The sequence below is a fragment of the Metapseudomonas cellulosilytica genome (assembly GCF_049334135.1).
Lineage (GTDB): Bacteria > Pseudomonadota > Gammaproteobacteria > Pseudomonadales > Pseudomonadaceae > Metapseudomonas.
Window position 1 is genome coordinate 82,938 of the sequence record NZ_JBHZGN010000008.1, and the last position, 16,338, is coordinate 99,275.

Here is a 16,338-nt window from a genome sequence, read left to right on the forward strand (position 1 = left end):
TCAATCGCCAAGTGGGCCGCAGGTCCACCGTCAGGCCCCTCATGGGGGCAGATGCCATGAATTCGCCCCCACAGGTCCGAGCCCTCCCCCGGGGAAATCTGCGACAATCCCGCCCTTGCCGAAATTGACAGCAGAACCAGCGGACCCGATGAGCGAGCAATCCCCCAGCCCCGAACAACTCCTGAAACGCCTCGACCAGGCCATGGGCGCCGACCGCCATCGCCTGCGCCGGCAGCTCCACGAGCTGCGCAAGCAGCCGGACGACGCCAAGCTGGCGCAGTGGGCCGAGCGCTTCCAGGCCTCGGTGGCGCGGGTCGAGGCGCGGCGCGCCAGTGTGCCGCGGATGCGCTATGACGACGCCCTGCCCATCGCCGCCAAGCGCGACGAGATCAAGGCGGCGCTGGAGAAGCACCAGGTGCTGGTGATCGCCGGCGAGACCGGTTCGGGCAAGACCACCCAGCTGCCGAAGATCTGCCTGGAGATCGGTCGCGGTGCCCACGGCCTGATCGGCCATACCCAGCCGCGCCGGCTGGCGGCGCGCAGCGTGGCGACCCGGGTGGCGGAAGAGATCGGCAGCCCCCTCGGGGAGCTGGTGGGCTATCAGGTGCGCTTCGAGGACCAGTCCAACGAGCGCAGCCTGATCAAGCTGATGACCGACGGCATCCTGCTGGCCGAGACCCAGCACGACCGCTTCCTCGAGCGCTACGACACCATCATTGTCGACGAGGCCCACGAGCGCAGCCTGAACATCGACTTCCTGCTGGGCTACCTCAAGACCCTGCTGCCGCGTCGCCCCGACCTCAAGCTGATCATCACCTCGGCCACCATCGACCTGGAGCGCTTCGCCAAGCACTTCGGCGATGCGCCCATCATCGAAGTCTCCGGCCGCACCTATCCGGTGGACACCTGGTACCGGCCGCTCGCCGCCGAAGTGGACGAGGACGGCGAGGCGCTGTTCGACGACCTGTCCGTGGACCAGGGCATCCTCCGCGCCCTGGACGAGATCACCGTCCATGAGCGCGAAGTAGGCAAGCGCCCCGGCGACGTGCTGGTGTTCCTGCCCGGCGAGCGGGAAATCCGCGACTGCGCCGAGGTGCTGCGCAAGGCCAACCTGCGCCACACCGAAGTGCTGCCTCTTTATGCGCGCCTGACCCCGGCCGAGCAGCAGAAGATCTTCCAGCCCATGCCGGGACGCAAGATCGTGCTGGCCACCAACGTGGCGGAAACCTCGCTCACTGTGCCCGGCATCCGCTACGTGATCGACAGCGGCACTGCGCGCATCAGCCGCTACAGCTACCGCGCCAAGGTCCAGCGCCTGCCGGTGGAAGCGGTGTCCCAGGCCAGCGCCAACCAGCGCAAGGGCCGTTGCGGCCGGGTTGAGCCCGGCATCTGCGTGCGCCTCTACAGCGAGGAGGACTTCCTCGCCCGCCCGGCCTTCACTGACCCGGAGATCCTGCGCACCAACCTCGCAGCGGTGATCCTGCAGATGCTCCACCTGCGCCTGGGTGACATCGAGGCCTTCCCCTTCATCGAGCCGCCGGACGGCAAGGCGATCAAGGACGGCTTCACCCTGCTGCAGGAACTCTCGGCGGTGAACCGCGAGAGCCAGCTCACCCCCATCGGCCGCCAACTGGCACGCCTGCCCATCGACCCGCGCCTGGGCCGCATGGTGCTGGAGGGCGCCCGCCAGGGCAGCCTGGACGAAGTGCTGGTGGTCGCTGCCGCGCTGTCCGTGCAAGACCCGCGCGAGCGCCCCATCGAGCGCCAGCAGGCCGCCGACCAGGCCCATGCCCAGTGGAAGGACGTGGACTCCGACTTCGCAGCGCTGATCAACCTCTGGCGCGGCTTCGAGGAGCAACGTCAGGCCCTGGGCTCCAACGCCCTGCGCAACTGGTGCCGGAAGAACTTCCTCAACTACCTGCGCCTGCGCGAGTGGCGCGATGCCCACCGCCAACTGGTGCTGATCTGCCGCGAACTGAAGCTTTTCCCCGAATCCGGCAAGAAAGCCCGCGCCGAAGCCCCCGTAGGATGGGTGGAGCGGAGCGATACCCATGCTGTCGGAAACGATGGGCATCGTTCCGCTCAGCGCCATCCTACGCAGAGCGCTCCTGCCAATCCGCCGCATCACGCGACGGGTGCTGTGGCCAAGGCCGAACAGCAACAGCGCAGCATCGACTACGCCAAGGTGCACAAGGCCATCCTCTGCGGCCTGCTCAGCCAGATCGGCCAGAAGACCGAGGAAGGCGACTACCTGGGCGCGCGCCAGCGGCGTTTCTGGATCCACCCCGGCACCGCCATCGCCAAGAAGCGCCCGCAGTGGCTCATGACCGCCGAACTGGTGGAAACCACCAAGCTGTTCGCGCGCATGGTGGCCAAGATCGAACCGGACTGGCTGGAGCCGCTGGCCGGCCACCTGGTGAAGAAGAACCACCTGGAGCCCCACTGGGAGAAGCGTCGTGGCCAGGTGGTGGCCTATGAGCAGATCACCCTCTACGGCCTGATCATCGTTGGCCGCCGTGCCGTGCACTATGGTCCGGTGGACCCGGAGGTTTCCCGCGAGCTGTTCATCCGTGAAGGGCTGGTGCGCGGCGAAATCCAAAGCAAGGCGAAATGCCTCGCCGCCAACCGCCAATTGCTGGAAAGGCTCGACGAACTGGAAGCCAAGGCGCGCCGTCGCGACATCCTGGCCGATGAGGAAACCCTCTTCGCCTACTATGCCGCGCGGCTGCCGGCGGACATCTACCAGACCGCCTCCTTCGAGAAATGGTACGAGCGCGAACGGGCGCAGAACCCCGATCTGCTGATCATGCGTGAGGAAGACGTGCTGGCCCGCGAGGCCAGCGAGGTCACCGCCGCGCAGTACCCGGACAAGCTGCGCCTGGGCGAGCTGCAGCTGCCGCTGTCCTACCACTTCGAGCCTGGCCACCCCCGCGACGGAGTGACCCTGCGGGTGCCGGCGCCGCTCCTGCCGCAGCTGCCGGCCGAGCGCCTGGAGTGGCTGGTGCCCGGCCTGCTGGAAGCCAAATGCATCGCCCTGGTGCGCAACCTGCCCAAGGCGATACGCAAGAACTTCGTGCCGGTGCCGGACTTCGTCAAGGCCGCCCTGGACAAGATCGTCTTCGCCCAGGGCTCCCTGCCCGAATCCCTGGGCCGCGAGCTGACCCGCATGACCGGCGCCCGGGTGCCGGAAGACGCCTGGGCCGAGGCTGCGGCCCAGCTCGAAAACCACCTGAAGATGAACCTGGAAGTGGTTGACGCCCGCGGCAAGTTCCTCGGCGAAGGCCGCGACCTGGCCGAGATCACCGCGCGCTTCGCCGAAGCCAGCCAGGCCGCCCTGGCCATCCCCCAGGCGCAGCAGGAGCAGAAGCCGGTCGAGGCCAAGGGCTTCGCCCAGGTGGCCGAGAAGACCCAGCAGAAGGTCGCCGGGTTGTCCATGACCGTCTACCCGGCGCTGGTGGAGGAGGGTGGCACGGTCAAGGAAAGCCGCTTCCCGACCCAGGCCGAGGCCGACTGGCAGCACCGCCGCGCCCTGCAGCGCCTGCTGCTGCAACAGCTGGCCGAGACCGCCAAATTCCTCCGCGGCAAGCTGCCTGGCCTGACCGAGCTGGGCCTGCTCTACCGCGACATGGGCCGTGTCGATGCCCTGGTGGAGGACATCCTCCTGGCCAGCCTGGACAGCTGCATCCTCGATGGCGAAGCCAGCCTGCCCCGCGACGGCGCGGCCCTGGCATCGCTCGCCGAGAAAAAGCGCGGCGCCTGGGCCGAGCACGCCGAGCGCCTGGCGCGGCTGACCCTGGATATCCTCAAGCTCTGGCATGCCCTGCAGAAGCGCTTCAAGGGCCGTATCGACCTGGCCCAGGCGGTGGCGCTGAACGACATCAAGGCGCAGCTCGGCAACCTGGTCTATCCGGGCTTCGTCCGTGAAACCCCGGCTGAATGGCTGAAGGAATTGCCGCGCTACCTCAAGGCCATCGAACAGCGCTTCGACAAGATCGCCGCGCAGCTGCAACGCGACCGCGTCTGGTCCGGCGAGCTGGCCGGTTACTGGGAGCAGTACCAGGCGCGCCTGGCCAAGCACGCCCAGGAAGGCAAGCGCGACCCCGAGCTGGTGCTCTACCGCTGGATGCTGGAGGAGTACCGCGTCTCGCTGTTCGCCCAGCAACTGGGAACGCGCATGGCGGTTTCGGACAAACGATTGAACAAGCAGTGGAGCCAAGTGGAAGCCTGATGAGCGCGACCTTCGAAATCCGCCCCATGAGCCCCGAGCTCTACCGCAAGCAGACCCGGCGCATCACCCTGATTGTCGCCGGCCTGTTCATCGCCCTGGCGCTGCTGCTGTCGACCTTCTGCGTGCAGCTGTTCGGCAGCGCCGGTGGCGACAACTTCCGCTGGAACCTGGTCGGCGTGCTGCTGGGCCTGGCCCTGACTGTGGCCATGGTCCGCCTGCAGTTCTGGCCGCGCCCCTGGATGGCGCCAGCAGTGTACGGCTGGCAGCTCAAGCGCAGCCTGATGCGAATCGGCAATGTCATGCACAAGGTCAAGGCGGGCGTCGCCGTGGGCGACCCCACGGCCATGAAGCTGCTGCGCTTCTACCACCTGGCCCTGACCCAGATGTACCAGCTCGATGGCAACCTCTCCGACCTCAGCCAGCAGGTGCGCGAGATGGACCAGCACCGCGAGGCCATGGAAGCCCAGGGCCTCGACCCGGAGCAGAACCGCCTGGAGCCGGCCTGGCTGGGGGCGGTGAAGGATCTGTAGGTTGGCGCTGAGCGCAGCGAAGCCCAACGTTCACGGCCGGCACCTGTGTTGGGCTTCGTTCCGCAGCGCCAACCTACGGGACCCCGCAGTCTCGTAGGTTGGGTAGAGGTACGAAACCCAACAAGCGACGTGTCAGAGGCCGCACATGTCGGCCCGCTATGGTGGATGGAAAAAGCGCCATCCACCCTGCGTAGCTCGGATTGCCCGTGGTAGGGTGGATCACGCTTCACCGAGCCACCGTTGCGGTCCCGCAGCGGCACCGCAGCCGGGTGTTACTGAAGGTGCTTGAGCAGGCGCGCCTGGAGAGATTCAAGCTCCTGCGGGTCGGCTTTCTTGCTGGCGTGGATGCCCAGGGACTCGCCTTCGAAGCGCGGCACGATGTGCATGTGGATATGGAAGACCGTCTGGCCCGCCGGCGCGCCGTTGAACTGGGCCACCTGCACGCCGGCCGGTTCGAGTTCCTTCACCAGCACATGGGTCAGTCGTTGCACCACGGCCATCACCTTGGCCAGGGCCTCGGCCTCGATCTCCAGGATGTTGCGCGCGGCCGAGCGCTTGGGAATCACCAGGGTGTGGCCGAAGGACTGCGGAAAGATATCCAGGAAGGCGAGCACGTCGTCGTCTTCGTAGAGCTTGTAGCAGGGGGCCTCGCCGCGAATGATCTGGGCGAAGACGTTCTGCGGATCATAGGTGCCGTGCAGGCTCATCGAGCATTCTCCGATTGGCGGGTAGTAGCCGCGCACCATACCGTCCGTCGACAGCGGATTGAAGCCCGGACCGGCCGAAATGCACGGATTCGGCGTGATGGTGCGCCTTGGATTCGCGAACCGGGGTGAGGGGAGGAAAGTGGATGGGTAGTCCAACTTTGACTATTTATCCACCCGATTTAGGCGTAATTCTGGCCAAAGTCCCCGTCGCCACAGGCCATTTCTGGAGTTAACCTTCGCATCGACCTGCGGCTATCTCCGGGCTCCTTTCCAGGCTGGAAGGGGCGACGGGAACAAATGCCAGGAAGAATCGCTTGTCTCGCCCCGGTGGCGAGGCAACCCCTTCACGCCGTCGGCCCGATATGGCCGACAGCTGAATGCCTAACCGGCTGCCTCCCGGGGCAGCCCAGTATCGAGAGGATCGACCGTGCACAATGTCGTGATCAGTGGCACCGGCCTGTATACCCCGCCCAACAGCATCTCCAACGAGGAGCTGGTGGCGTCCTTCAATGCCTATGTCCAGGCGTTCAATGCGGAGAACGCCGCCGCCATCGAGCGTGGCGAGATCGAAGCCCTGGCCGAATCCAGTGTGGCCTTCATCGAGAAGGCATCCGGCATCAAGAGCCGTTTCGTGGTGGACAAGGACGGCATCCTCGATCCCAAGCGCATGACGCCGCGCATCCCCGAACGCTCCAACGACGAGTGGGGCATCCTTTGCGAGATGGCGGTGGGCGCCGCGAAGCAGGCCCTGGAGCGCGCCGGCAGGACCCCGGCCGACATCGACGGCGTGATCGTCGCCTGCTCCAACCTGCAGCGCGCCTACCCGGCAGTGGCCATCGAAGTGCAGGCGGCCCTGGGCATCGAGGGCTTCGGCTATGACATGAACGTCGCCTGCTCCTCGGCGACCTTCGGCATCCAGGCGGCCACCAACGCCGTGAAGACCGGCGAGGCCCGCGCGGTGCTGATGGTCAACCCGGAAATCTGCACCGGCCATCTGAACTTCCGCGACCGCGACAGCCACTTCATCTTCGGTGACGCGGCCACCGCGGTGGTCATCGAGCGCGCCGACCAGGCCACCTCCAACCATCAGTTCGAGGTCGTCGGTACCAAGCTGCTGACCCAGTTCTCCAACAACATCCGCAACAACTTCGGCTTCCTCAACCGCGCGGCGGAAGAGGGCGTCGGCGCCCGCGACAAACTGTTCGTCCAGGAAGGCCGCAAGGTGTTCAAGGACGTCTGCCCGATGGTCGCCGAGCTGATCGCCACCCACCTGGACGAAAACAAGCTCAACGTCGCCGACGTGAAGCGCTTCTGGCTGCACCAGGCGAACCTCAACATGAACCTGCTGATCGCCCGCAAGCTGCTGGGCCGTGACGCCGAGCCCCAGGAGGCGCCGGTGATCCTCGACACCTATGCCAACACCAGCTCCGCCGGTTCGGTGATCGCCTTCCACAAGCACCAGGACGACCTGCCCAGTGGCGCGCTCGGCGTGCTCAGCTCCTTCGGCGCCGGCTACTCCATCGGCAGCGTGATCCTGCGCAAGCGCTGATGAGCGTCCCGGCCGACGTGGACCTGCTGCCCCGGCTGCTGGCCGGGGAACAGGCGGCCTTTCGCGAGCTGATCGGCGCCTACCAGGGCGCCATGCGTGCGGTGGCCTATGCCATCGCTGGCCAGCGCCACGCCGATGAAGTGGTGCAGGACGCCTGGCTGGCGGTGGTGCGCAATCTCGACGGCTTCCAGCAGCGCTCCAGCCTCAAGACCTGGCTGCTGACCATCGTCGCCAACGCCGCCCGCAGCCGCCTCAAGCAGAGCCGCCGCGAAGTGCTGCTCGATGACCTGCCAGCGCCCCACGGGACCATCGGCGAGTCCCGTTTCGCCGAGGACGGCCACTGGGCCGCGATCGTTCCCGCCTGGCATCAGGACTCGCCCGAAGCCCTGCTCGCCGAGGACGAATTGCGCCAATGCCTGGAAAAGACCCTGCTGAGCCTTTCGGAGATGCAGCGCAGCGTGGTGTTGCTGCGCGAACGCCAGGGACTGGAGCTTGAGGAGATCTGTAATTTACTGGAGATCTCGCTCTCCAATGTCCGGGTGCTGTTGCACCGGGGGAGATTGAAGCTGTTCGCCACGCTGGAGCATTTCGAGGAGACAGGCCAATGCTGAGTTGCAAGGAGCTGGTTGCCCGTTCCAGTGATCTTCTCGATGGTGAAATGAGTTTCCGCGAGCGCATCGCCATGCGCCGCCACCTGATGCTCTGCCGCAACTGCCGGCGCTTCATCAAGCAGATGAAGCTGACCCAGGCCGTCATCCGCCTCCTGCCCGAACGCCATGGAGACGAGTTGGACGACCTGGCTGCGCTCCTGGCGCAGAAACGCCGGGAACCCCTCTAGCCACCCAATCCAACCACTGGGTAGTCGCGAATCGCGATTTTCGCAACCCGCTTTTTTACGTCCCATCGTCGCTCAAAAGCCGCTGAAAATGGCTGGAATGCCCGTTCCAGAGCGGTTCTTTGCTTATGAAAAATCGAAGTAAAAAAGTTCCGTTGTCACAAAATATTTATATAGGAGCAACCGAGCTGAAATAACCCATCGCCAAGATTCCCCACCAGCACCGACGAGCCCTCCGCTCGAGTGTTTTCTAACGCTAAAGACCAATAGGGGAATTCTTCGATGATCCGTAAGCACTTCGCCGGTTTTGCCGCCAGCGCCATGGCCCTGGCCATTTCCGCCCAGGCTTTCGCAGGTACCGTTACCACTGACGGCGCCGACATCGTCGTCAAGACCAAAGGCGGCCTTGAAGTTGGCACCACCGACAAAGCATTCAGCTTCAAGCTGGGTGGCCGCCTGCAGGCTGACTACAGCCGTTTCGACGGTTTCTACACCGTCAACGGCAACACCGCTGACGCCGGCTATTTCCGCCGCGCCTTCCTTGAAATCGGCGGTATCGCCTTCACCGACTGGGCCTACCAGGTCAACTACGACTTCTCCCACAACGCCGGCGGCGACAACCGTGGCGGCAGCAACGGCGACGCCAACGGTGACGGCTACTTCGACGAAGCCTCCCTGTCCTACCTCGGCTTCCAGCCGGTGGCCATCAAGTTCGGCCGCTTCGACCCCGATTTCGGCCTGGAAAAGGCCACCAGCTCCAAGTGGGTGACCGCCCAGGAGCGTACCGCTGCCTATGACCTGGCCGACTACGTCAACGCCCACAACGGCGGCATGGGCATCCAGGTTTCCGGTACCTACGGCGCTTCCCTGTACGGTTCCGCTGGCGTCACTGCCAACGACGCCCTCAACCAGGAAAAGGACGGCGACAGCGTTCGCCAGTTCAACGCCCGCGGCGTCTTCGCACCGCTGCATGAAGCCGGCAACGTACTGCACTTCGGCGTCAACTACGCCCAGCGCGACCTGTCCGACACCGCCTTCGACGGCCGTATCCGCAGCCGCCTCGGCATGCGTGGCGTGAGCACCGACGGTGGCCAGGATGCCGGCGCTAACGGCAACCGCCTGGTACTGGCCGGCGCCAACAACACTCCGGTCGGCGCGTTCGAAGACGACAGCACCTGGGGCCTGGAAGCCGCCTTCGCCGCGGGTCCGTTCTCCATCCAGAGCGAATACCTGAAGCGCGAAGTCGAAGCCAAGGCCGCCAACCGCCAAGACATCGAGGCCGACGGCTACTACGTCCAGGTCGCCTACACCCTGACCGGTGAAGCCCGCGACTACAAACTCGGCAAGTTCGACAAGATCAAGCCCGCCAACAAGGGTCTGGGTGCCTGGGAAGTGTTCTACCGCTATGACGACATCGGCGCGGATGACGACAACGGCGCCTTCGCCAACATCGATGACGTCGAAGCCAAGGTGCACAACATCGGTGTGAACTGGTACGCCAACGAAGCGGTGAAGATCGGCGGCTACTACGTCATGACCAAAGTGGACAACGCCACCAACGCCAACGGCGACGACGATGGCGCCGGCTTCGTACTCCGCGGCCAGTACGTGTTCTAAGAGGACGAAACGTCCCGCTCCTTCTTGGTTTCTTGAGCCCCGCCATCTGGCGGGGCTTTTTTTTTGATTCTTCGCGGAATTCCGGGAACACAGAGGACGGGCAATCTTGTGTGAGCTTGTTGTTCAACGGCCCAGCTCATTGCCGAGTGGGCGGCGGCTTTCTGTTTCGCCCTCCCGGGTGAGTCCCTTTTTCAAACGACGGATGGCCGCCCCCCAAAAAGGAACCAAAAGGCTTGCCCCGGCATCCGGGTTTGGCTTCGCCAAACTTCCCTTGCTCCATCGTCGCTCCGGGGGCCCGGCGTGAGGGGCCATCCATGGCCCCGCACGCCTCTCGCGGCATCCATGCCGCTCGTCCCCCTCTGCAACGATTCCGCTCGGCCTCCTGACGGGGCGGAGTCGCTGTCCCACCATTTCTGCTCGGCGTCATGCCCGTTTGGGCTTCAGGATGGCTCTGGACCCACCGGCGCGAGTCACCCCTCTCCCTCCGGGAGAGGGGTCGGGGGTGAGGGAGCTAGCGGCGAGCGGCGGATTCAATCGCCAAGCAGGCCGCAGGCCTGCCCCGGACGCCATCACGTCGTTCCATACTCCCTTTCCACATAAGCCACCCGCGTACGAAAGGCCCGGTACCACTCCTCCCGCCCGCGCCGCTGCGCTTCCCGGTGCTCGGCCTGGGTGCGCCAGGCTCGGATGGCCTCCTCGCTGGCCCAGTAAGACACGGTAATCCCCAGTCCATCGGCGCCACGGGCGGATTCCACACCGAGGAATCCCGGTTGCTCGCGTGCCAGTTCCAGCATGCGTTCGGCGGTGGCGGCGTAATCCTGATCGGTTTCGCTGCGCAGCGAGGTAAAGATCACGGCGTAATAAGGTGGCTCCGGCGTCCGGGCGATCATCGGACGACTCCCTGGCAGGCCTCGATGAAGGCCGCCACTATCGGCGGCAGGCGACCGATCAGGGCGGCGCGTTCCGGTTGGAACAGGGTGGCGACGAAGAAGGGGTGGCCCTCCAGCTCCACCGCCCGCACGGCGCCGACGGCGTCGGTCGCGGCCACCTGCAGCGGCCCCCGGGTGAGCGCCTCGCGGAAGGCGGGGTTGAGGCCGTAACCGCAGTGATAGCCTTCGAAGGCTTCGCTCGCGCTGTAGGCCTCGGCGAGCCGTGAACCCTCTCGCAGTTGCACCCGCTCCAGGGTTTCCCGCAAGGCGCAGGGCAGGGGGCTGATCACGGCGCGCGGAGCGTCCGGGGTGCATTCGGCATGTTCGGCGTCGGCCCAGCCGAGCACATTGCGCGCGTATTCCAGCAGCGCGTGCTGGAAGCCGCCACAGGTGCCGAGGAACGGCAGGAGCTGGCGCCGCGCATGGGCGATGGATTGCAGGGCGCCTTCGGTGTCACGGTAGGGGCTGCCGGGCACGCACCAGAGGCCGTCGAAGTCGTCGAGGTGTGCCGCAGTGATGCTGTCGGTGGCCAGCCAGTCCGCCCGCAACGCCTGGCCCTTGGCCTCCGCTGCCAGCTCCAGCGCGCGGGGAATGGCGCGGTGAGCGGTGATCCGATCGTCCCGTTCGCCCACCAGGGCGATACGCAGCGTCCTCTGTCCTTGCCGGGGTTCCTGCATCTTCCGTTCTCCCATGAGGGCGCGGCTTGCGCCCGTTCAGGCCGACTATATAGTTGCGTCATGGCAATCAATATTGGCGATTGAGCAAAGCGAGATTGCAATGACGCAATATCGGATCGACCATGCGGACCTCGCCCTGGTACTGGCGCTGGTCCGTGGCGGCACCCTGGCGCGGGCAGCTGAACTGCTCAGGGTGGATGTGTCCACGGTGTTCCGTTCCCTGCGGCGCCTGGAACAGGCCCTGGGCAGCGTGCTGTTCGAAAAGAGCCGCGCGGGCTACCTGCCCAATGCCAGGGCGCAACTCATGGCGCAACAGGCCGAGCTGGCGGAGAAGGCGCTGGAGGCCGCACGCCTCGGGCTGGAACAGGGCCGCGAGGCGGTCAGCGGCACCCTGCGCCTGACCTGCACCGACGCGGTGCTCCACGGCCTGCTGCTGCCGGCGCTGGCGCGTTTCATGCCGGCCTATCCGGCGCTGGAGCTGGAACTGACCACCTCCAACGACTTCGCCAACCTCAGTCGCCGCGATGCCGACATCGCCCTGCGCCTGACCACGACGCCGCCGGGCCATCTTGTAGGACGTTGCCTCGGCGCGGTGCCCTATGTGCTCTGCGCCGCGGAGGACTATCTGGCGCGGCAGGCCAGCCGCGATCCGGCGCGCCTGGCCTGGATCGCCCCGGACGATTTCCTGCCCAACCACCCCAGCCTGGCGTGGCGCCGCCAACGGTATCCCGAGGCGCAGCCGGCCTATCGCTGCAACAGCATGTTGTCGGTGGCCCAACTGGTCCGGGCCGGCCTCGGCGTGGCGGCACTTCCGGCCTTCCTGGTGGAAGGAGCGAAGGAACTCGCGGTGCTGGAAGCCGACCTGCCCGGTTGCAGCAGTGCCCTCTGGCTTCTGACCCGCCCCGACTGCCGTGCCCTGCGCTCGGTCACCACGCTGTTCGACGAACTGGGGCGGTACATCCGTCTTCCGGGCACCGCTTCGCAGAGCGGCTAACCTTGTTCAGGATGTACTGCCGAAGTGCCAGTCCACCCGCCTGAAGCCCCCCGGAGGGCGCCATGTTCAAAGCCATACTCGCCATCATCGTCGTCGCGATACTCGGCGTGCTGGGGTACGCCGCAATCAGTCCCGACCATTTCCGCATCGAACGCACGGCCACCATCGCGGCGCCGCCGGACAAGGTCTTCCCGCTGATCAACGATTTCAGTCAATGGACCGCGTGGTCGCCATGGGAAAAGCTCGACCCGACCCTGAAACGCGAATACAGCGGTCCCAAGCAGGGTGTTGGCTCGGTCTACGCATGGAAGGGCAACAACGAGGTGGGCACCGGGAGAATGCAGATCACCCACAGCGAACCGGCTTCCCGGGTAGAGATCAAGCTGGACTTCGAGATGCCCTTCGAAGCCCACAACACGGCTGAATTCACCCTGCAGCCGCATAACGGCAACGGCACCCAGGTCACCTGGGCGATGTACGGTCCCTCGCCCTACACCCACCGGCTGATGCAGGTGTTCTTCGACATGGATGACATGGTGGGCGGCAAATTCGACCAGGGCCTGACCAACCTCAAGGCGGCTGCCGAGAAATAGCCCCGCAGACCACCCGGCCCCTTGTCGGGCCGGGTGCGGCCGACGGGCTATTCTTCATTCCTCGATGGAATCCTGGTAGGGGCGAATGAATTCGCCCCTACCAGGATGGTCAGCTTTCAAGGAGAACGGAATTTTCCAGCGGCCCTGTCGATTCCTGGCGCCGCCGAACGACCAATGGGTGTCAGTACCCCACAGCCACCCGAGGAACCCGCCATGAAATACCTGTGCCTGATCTATATCGACGAAGCCAAGCTGGCCAGCCTGACCGATGCCGACTACCACGCCATCGCCAGCGAATGCCTGGACTACACCGAGCAGCTCACCGCCAGCGGCCACTACCTGGCATCCAATGCCCTGGAGTCGGTGCAGAGCGCCACCACCCTGCGCATACAGGGCGGTCGCCTCTCCATGACCGACGGCCCCTTCGCGGAAACCAAGGAGCAGCTCGGCGGCTTCTACATGATCGAAGCCCGCGATCTCAACGAGGCCATCCAGATCGCCTCGAAGATCCCGCCGGCGCGGCTGGGCTGCATCGAGGTGCGGCCGATCCGCGAGCCCGAGGTGCGGCCGAACATCCGCCCCCTGGAAGCCGCCTCCTGATGACAAGGAGCCCCTGATGGAAGAGGTCGATCTGCGCCAGCGGGTCGAGGCGATCTACCGCAGCGACTCGCGGCGCGTGCTCGCCACCCTGATCCGCCTGCTGGGGGATTTCGACCTGGCCGAGGAAGCCCTGCACGACGCCTTCATCGCCGCCGTGCAGCAGTGGCCGCGGGATGGCGTGCCGGCCAGTCCGCGTGCCTGGCTGGTGTCCGCCGGCCGCTTCAAGGCCATCGACAGCCTGCGTCGGCGCGCCCGCTTCGATGCTTCCAAGCGTCACCTGGTGGCGGAACTGGAAGAGGCCGCCAGCGCCTTCGAGGAGGGTGAGGATGTGGAGGACGACCGCCTGCGGCTGATCTTCACCTGCTGCCACCCGGCGCTGCCCGCCGACGCCCAGGTACCCCTGACCCTGCGCGAGGTCTGCGACCTCAAGACCGAGGAAATCGCCCGCGCCTTTCTCAGCAGCCCGTCCACCATCGCCCAGCGCATCGTGCGCGCCAAGGCGAAGATCCGCGATGCCCGCATCCCCTACCAGGTACCGGCCCTGGCCGAACTGCCGGAGCGGCTGGATAACGTCTTGCGGGTCATTTACCTGGTGTTCAATGAGGGCTATTCCGCGTCCTCCGGCGATTCCCTGACCCGCACCGATCTTTCCGCCGAAGCCATCCGCCTGGCGCGGCTGCTCCTCGAACTGCTGCCGGACCCGGAAGTCATGGGCCTGCTGGCGCTGATGCTACTGCACGATTCGCGCCGGGCCGCGCGAGCCACGGCCGATGGCGAGCTGATCCTGCTGGACGACCAGGACCGTTCCCTCTGGGATCGCGCGCAGATCGTGGAGGGGCTCGCCCTGGTGAACCAGGCCCTGGCCAGCCGGCGCGTCGGCGCCTACCTGCTGCAGGCCGCCATCGCTGCCGTGCATGCCCAGGCGCCGGACGCGGCACATACCGACTGGGGGCAGATCGTCGGCCTCTATGATGTGTTGCAGCGCCTGCTGCAGTCGCCGGTGGTGGCGCTGAACCGTGCGGTGGCCATCGCCATGCGCGATGGGCCCGAGGCGGGCCTGAAGCAAGTGGATGCGCTGCTGGACGCCGGCGAGCTCGGCGAGTACCACCTGGCCCATGCCGCCCGCGCCGACCTGTGCCGCCGCCTGGGGCGCAGGAGCGAGGCGATCGCGGCCTATCGCAGCGCCCTGGCGCTGGTGCGCCAGGAGCCGGAGCGGCGCTTCATCGAGAAGCGCCTGCGTGAACTGGAGGCGTGACGACGCCATTCGTCGCTGGCGGCGATGGCGGTGTCGACACCGGACCACGATCCACGACCGGGGATGAACCCGCCGGCACGCCGCCGGACGGAACACCTTCTTGGAACCAAGGAGATGCACCATGAGCAGTGAAACCCTCAAGGCCACCGCCGAACTGGAAGTGCACGACGTCTTCAACCGGTGGCTGAAAGCCGCCCGCGCCAAGGACGTGGACAAGATCATGGCCTGCTATGCCGATGACGTGATCGCCTACGACGCCGTCCTCAAGCTGCAATTCAAGGGTATCCAGGCCTACGACCAGCACTGGCGCTTCTGCATGGAGATATGCAGCGGCGACAGCATCTTCGAGCCGGCCGAGCCGACCATCCAGGCCGACGCCAGCGTGGCCTTCCTGCACTGCCTCGTTCGCTGCGGGGGCGAGCAGGACGGCGAAGTGAAGACCAGCTGGATGCGCGGCACCCAGTGTTACGTGAAGCGCGACGGGCAGTGGAAGATCGTCCACGAGCACTTCTCCGCGCCCTTCGATATGGAAAGCGGCAAGGCCCTGTTCGACCTGCAGCCCTGATCCGGGCCCGGCCCGGGTGGATCACGCTTGATCGATCCACCATCGGGGGCGGGCTCGGCCGCGTTGGCGGATAGAAAAGCGCTATCCACCCTACGAAAAGCGAGTCAGCCCGTAACGTGGACGGCGCCTTTTCGTCCACCAGGCGGACTATGATCTGGCGCCGGTTGTGGATAAGAAGAGCGGTATCCTTCTTCGCGGATGAATTCGCCCTCACAAGACGGGGCGGCGCCACCTGCCAGCCGGTAAACTCGGCCTTCCCCCAGTATCCGAGCGAGCCCATGGATATCGACCTGGCGCGTACCTTCCTGGAGATCGTCCGCACCGGCAGCTTCGTCGCTGCCGCCGAGCGCCTGCATGTCACTCAGACCACCATCACCGCACGGGTGCAGAACCTGGAGCAGCAGCTGGACTGCCGACTCTTCGTGCGCAATCGCGCCGGGGCGCGGCTGACTCCCGACGGCGAGGTGTTCGTCGCCTATGCCAACCAGCTGGTGCAGACCTGGGAGGCGGCGAGGCGCGACCTGCCGCTGCCCGAGGGCTATCGCGACGTGCTCAACCTGGGGGGCGAGACGAGCCTGTGCAGCCCGCTGGTGCTCAACTGGGTGATCCGCCTGCGCGAGCGCATGCCGTCCCTTGCGGTGCGCGCCGAGGTGGGCGAGGCGAGTCACTTGCAACAGCAACTGCAGAGCGGGCTGCTGGATGCCGCGCTGGTCTACCGTCCCGACTACTGGCCGGGCCTGCAGGTGGAGTTGCTGCTGGAGGAGAAGCTGATCCAGGTGCGTTCGGTGGTCACCGCCGAGCCCTACATCTACAACGACTGGGGCCCGGAATTCCGTCAGCGCCACGACGCCGCGCTACCCGAGAAGGCCAGCGCCGTGCTCGCCACCAACCTCGGCCCACTGGCCCTGCACTACATCCTGCAATGCGGAGGCTCCGGTTACTTCCGCACCCGCGTGGTGCAGGGCCACCTGGAAAGCGGCGAATTGGAACGGGTGGAGAAGGCGCCGGAATTCACCTATCCCACCTACCTGGTCTATTCCCGCGAGAAGGACTCTCCGGCGCTGCGCCAGGCCATCGAGGTGCTGCGCGAAGTGGTGGCCGAGGATATCGACTGGTCCCGGCGCTGGGATCCGATCTGAGGACAGTGGGCGATTTCATGTCAATCGGCACGTAGGGTGGAAATCCCTTTGGGGATTTCCACGATCGGTGCCTTGCACGACCCCGCTGGTGGATAGAAAAGCGCTATCCACCCTACATGG

The 16,338-nt window shown here is 65.9% G+C and carries 15 protein-coding genes; 12 read left to right on the forward strand and 3 right to left on the reverse strand.

Features of this window, described 5'->3' with window-relative positions:
- Window positions 1–148 precede the first annotated feature (148 nt).
- Window positions 149–4,228, forward strand: coding sequence for an ATP-dependent RNA helicase HrpA (gene hrpA / locus ACFW0H_RS12290; protein ID WP_422914178.1), 4,080 nt, complete (start codon window positions 149–151; stop codon window positions 4,226–4,228).
- Complete coding sequence (locus ACFW0H_RS12295; RefSeq protein WP_422914179.1) at window positions 4,228–4,758, forward strand: DUF3087 domain-containing protein; 531 nt, start codon at window positions 4,228–4,230, stop codon at window positions 4,756–4,758. The genes hrpA and ACFW0H_RS12295 overlap by 1 nt, the downstream gene beginning before the upstream one ends.
- A gap of 272 nt (window positions 4,759–5,030) precedes the next feature.
- Here the strand turns inward: ACFW0H_RS12295 and ACFW0H_RS12300 are convergent, their stop codons facing one another.
- A complete protein-coding gene (locus tag ACFW0H_RS12300; RefSeq protein ID WP_422914180.1) occupies window positions 5,031–5,465 on the reverse strand; it encodes an HIT family protein in 435 nt (144 codons plus the stop codon).
- Window positions 5,466–5,892: 427 nt separating this feature from the next.
- Between ACFW0H_RS12300 and ACFW0H_RS12305 the strand changes: the two genes are divergently transcribed.
- The 4 genes from ACFW0H_RS12305 to ACFW0H_RS12320 all read left to right on the forward strand — a co-directional run bounded on the left by ACFW0H_RS12305 (window position 5,893) and on the right by ACFW0H_RS12320 (window position 9,466).
- Window positions 5,893–7,014 carry a beta-ketoacyl-ACP synthase III gene (locus ACFW0H_RS12305; protein WP_422914181.1) on the forward strand — a complete coding sequence of 374 codons (1,122 nt, stop codon included), beginning with the start codon at window positions 5,893–5,895 and terminating at the stop codon, window positions 7,012–7,014.
- Window positions 7,014–7,625 (forward strand): RNA polymerase sigma factor, encoded by a 612-nt coding sequence (locus ACFW0H_RS12310; protein WP_422914182.1) that lies wholly within the window; start codon window positions 7,014–7,016, stop codon window positions 7,623–7,625. The genes ACFW0H_RS12305 and ACFW0H_RS12310 overlap by 1 nt, the downstream gene beginning before the upstream one ends.
- A complete protein-coding gene (locus ACFW0H_RS12315) occupies window positions 7,619–7,852 on the forward strand; it encodes a zf-HC2 domain-containing protein (RefSeq protein WP_422914183.1) in 234 nt (77 codons plus the stop codon). Before ACFW0H_RS12310 ends, ACFW0H_RS12315 begins: the two co-directional genes overlap by 7 nt.
- 279 nt (window positions 7,853–8,131) lie before the next feature.
- Window positions 8,132–9,466, forward strand: a complete 1,335-nt coding sequence (locus ACFW0H_RS12320; RefSeq protein WP_422914184.1) for an OprO/OprP family phosphate-selective porin — start codon at window positions 8,132–8,134, stop codon at window positions 9,464–9,466.
- A 569-nt stretch (window positions 9,467–10,035) separates the two neighbouring features.
- Here ACFW0H_RS12320 and ACFW0H_RS12325 read toward each other — a convergent pair.
- Together ACFW0H_RS12325 and ACFW0H_RS12330 are read right to left on the reverse strand one after the other, a co-directional pair.
- Complete coding sequence (locus ACFW0H_RS12325; protein WP_422914185.1) at window positions 10,036–10,356, reverse strand: antibiotic biosynthesis monooxygenase family protein; 321 nt, start codon at window positions 10,354–10,356, stop codon at window positions 10,036–10,038.
- On the reverse strand, window positions 10,353–11,072 hold the full coding sequence (locus tag ACFW0H_RS12330) for a CTP synthase C-terminal region-related (seleno)protein (protein ID WP_422914186.1): 720 nt from the start codon (window positions 11,070–11,072) through the stop codon (window positions 10,353–10,355). The genes ACFW0H_RS12325 and ACFW0H_RS12330 overlap by 4 nt, the downstream gene beginning before the upstream one ends.
- 100 nt (window positions 11,073–11,172) lie before the next feature.
- Between ACFW0H_RS12330 and ACFW0H_RS12335 the strand changes: the two genes are divergently transcribed.
- The 6 genes from ACFW0H_RS12335 (at window position 11,173) to ACFW0H_RS12360 (ending at window position 16,218) form a co-directional block, all read left to right on the forward strand.
- Window positions 11,173–12,066, forward strand: coding sequence for a LysR family transcriptional regulator (locus ACFW0H_RS12335; RefSeq protein WP_422914187.1), 894 nt, complete (start codon window positions 11,173–11,175; stop codon window positions 12,064–12,066).
- Window positions 12,067–12,128: 62 nt separating this feature from the next.
- Window positions 12,129–12,659 (forward strand): SRPBCC family protein, encoded by a 531-nt coding sequence (locus ACFW0H_RS12340; protein WP_422914188.1) that lies wholly within the window; start codon window positions 12,129–12,131, stop codon window positions 12,657–12,659.
- A gap of 213 nt (window positions 12,660–12,872) precedes the next feature.
- Window positions 12,873–13,259, forward strand: coding sequence for a YciI family protein (locus ACFW0H_RS12345; RefSeq protein WP_422914189.1), 387 nt, complete (start codon window positions 12,873–12,875; stop codon window positions 13,257–13,259).
- 31 nt (window positions 13,260–13,290) lie between these two features.
- Window positions 13,291–14,514 (forward strand): RNA polymerase sigma factor, encoded by a 1,224-nt coding sequence (locus ACFW0H_RS12350; RefSeq protein WP_422914327.1) that lies wholly within the window; start codon window positions 13,291–13,293, stop codon window positions 14,512–14,514.
- A 121-nt stretch (window positions 14,515–14,635) separates the two neighbouring features.
- Window positions 14,636–15,079: a YybH family protein gene (locus ACFW0H_RS12355; RefSeq protein WP_422914190.1), complete on the forward strand. Its 444-nt coding sequence runs from the start codon at window positions 14,636–14,638 to the stop codon at window positions 15,077–15,079.
- Between the two features lie 278 nt (window positions 15,080–15,357).
- Entirely contained in the window at window positions 15,358–16,218 is an 861-nt protein-coding gene (locus ACFW0H_RS12360; RefSeq protein WP_422914191.1) for a LysR family transcriptional regulator, read from the forward strand.
- Window positions 16,219–16,338 lie beyond the last annotated feature (120 nt).

Bases quoted from the DNA above. Each gene is read 5' to 3' on its own strand.
- ACFW0H_RS12325 (WP_422914185.1), bottom strand. From the start codon at position 10,356: ATGATCGCCCGGACGCCGGAGCCACCTTATTACGCCGTGATCTTTACC.
- ACFW0H_RS12315 (WP_422914183.1), top strand. From the start codon at position 7,619: ATGCTGAGTTGCAAGGAGCTGGTTGCCCGTTCCAGTGATCTTCTCGAT.
- ACFW0H_RS12355 (WP_422914190.1), top strand. From the start codon at position 14,636: ATGAGCAGTGAAACCCTCAAGGCCACCGCCGAACTGGAAGTGCACGAC.
- ACFW0H_RS12300 (WP_422914180.1), bottom strand. From the start codon at position 5,465: ATGAGCCTGCACGGCACCTATGATCCGCAGAACGTCTTCGCCCAGATC.
- hrpA (WP_422914178.1), top strand. From the start codon at position 149: ATGAGCGAGCAATCCCCCAGCCCCGAACAACTCCTGAAACGCCTCGAC.
- ACFW0H_RS12335 (WP_422914187.1), top strand. From the start codon at position 11,173: ATGACGCAATATCGGATCGACCATGCGGACCTCGCCCTGGTACTGGCG.
- ACFW0H_RS12310 (WP_422914182.1), top strand. From the start codon at position 7,014: ATGAGCGTCCCGGCCGACGTGGACCTGCTGCCCCGGCTGCTGGCCGGG.
- ACFW0H_RS12295 (WP_422914179.1), top strand. From the start codon at position 4,228: ATGAGCGCGACCTTCGAAATCCGCCCCATGAGCCCCGAGCTCTACCGC.
- ACFW0H_RS12360 (WP_422914191.1), top strand. From the start codon at position 15,358: ATGGATATCGACCTGGCGCGTACCTTCCTGGAGATCGTCCGCACCGGC.
- ACFW0H_RS12320 (WP_422914184.1), top strand. From the start codon at position 8,132: ATGATCCGTAAGCACTTCGCCGGTTTTGCCGCCAGCGCCATGGCCCTG.
- ACFW0H_RS12345 (WP_422914189.1), top strand. From the start codon at position 12,873: ATGAAATACCTGTGCCTGATCTATATCGACGAAGCCAAGCTGGCCAGC.
- ACFW0H_RS12340 (WP_422914188.1), top strand. From the start codon at position 12,129: ATGTTCAAAGCCATACTCGCCATCATCGTCGTCGCGATACTCGGCGTG.
- ACFW0H_RS12330 (WP_422914186.1), bottom strand. From the start codon at position 11,072: ATGCAGGAACCCCGGCAAGGACAGAGGACGCTGCGTATCGCCCTGGTG.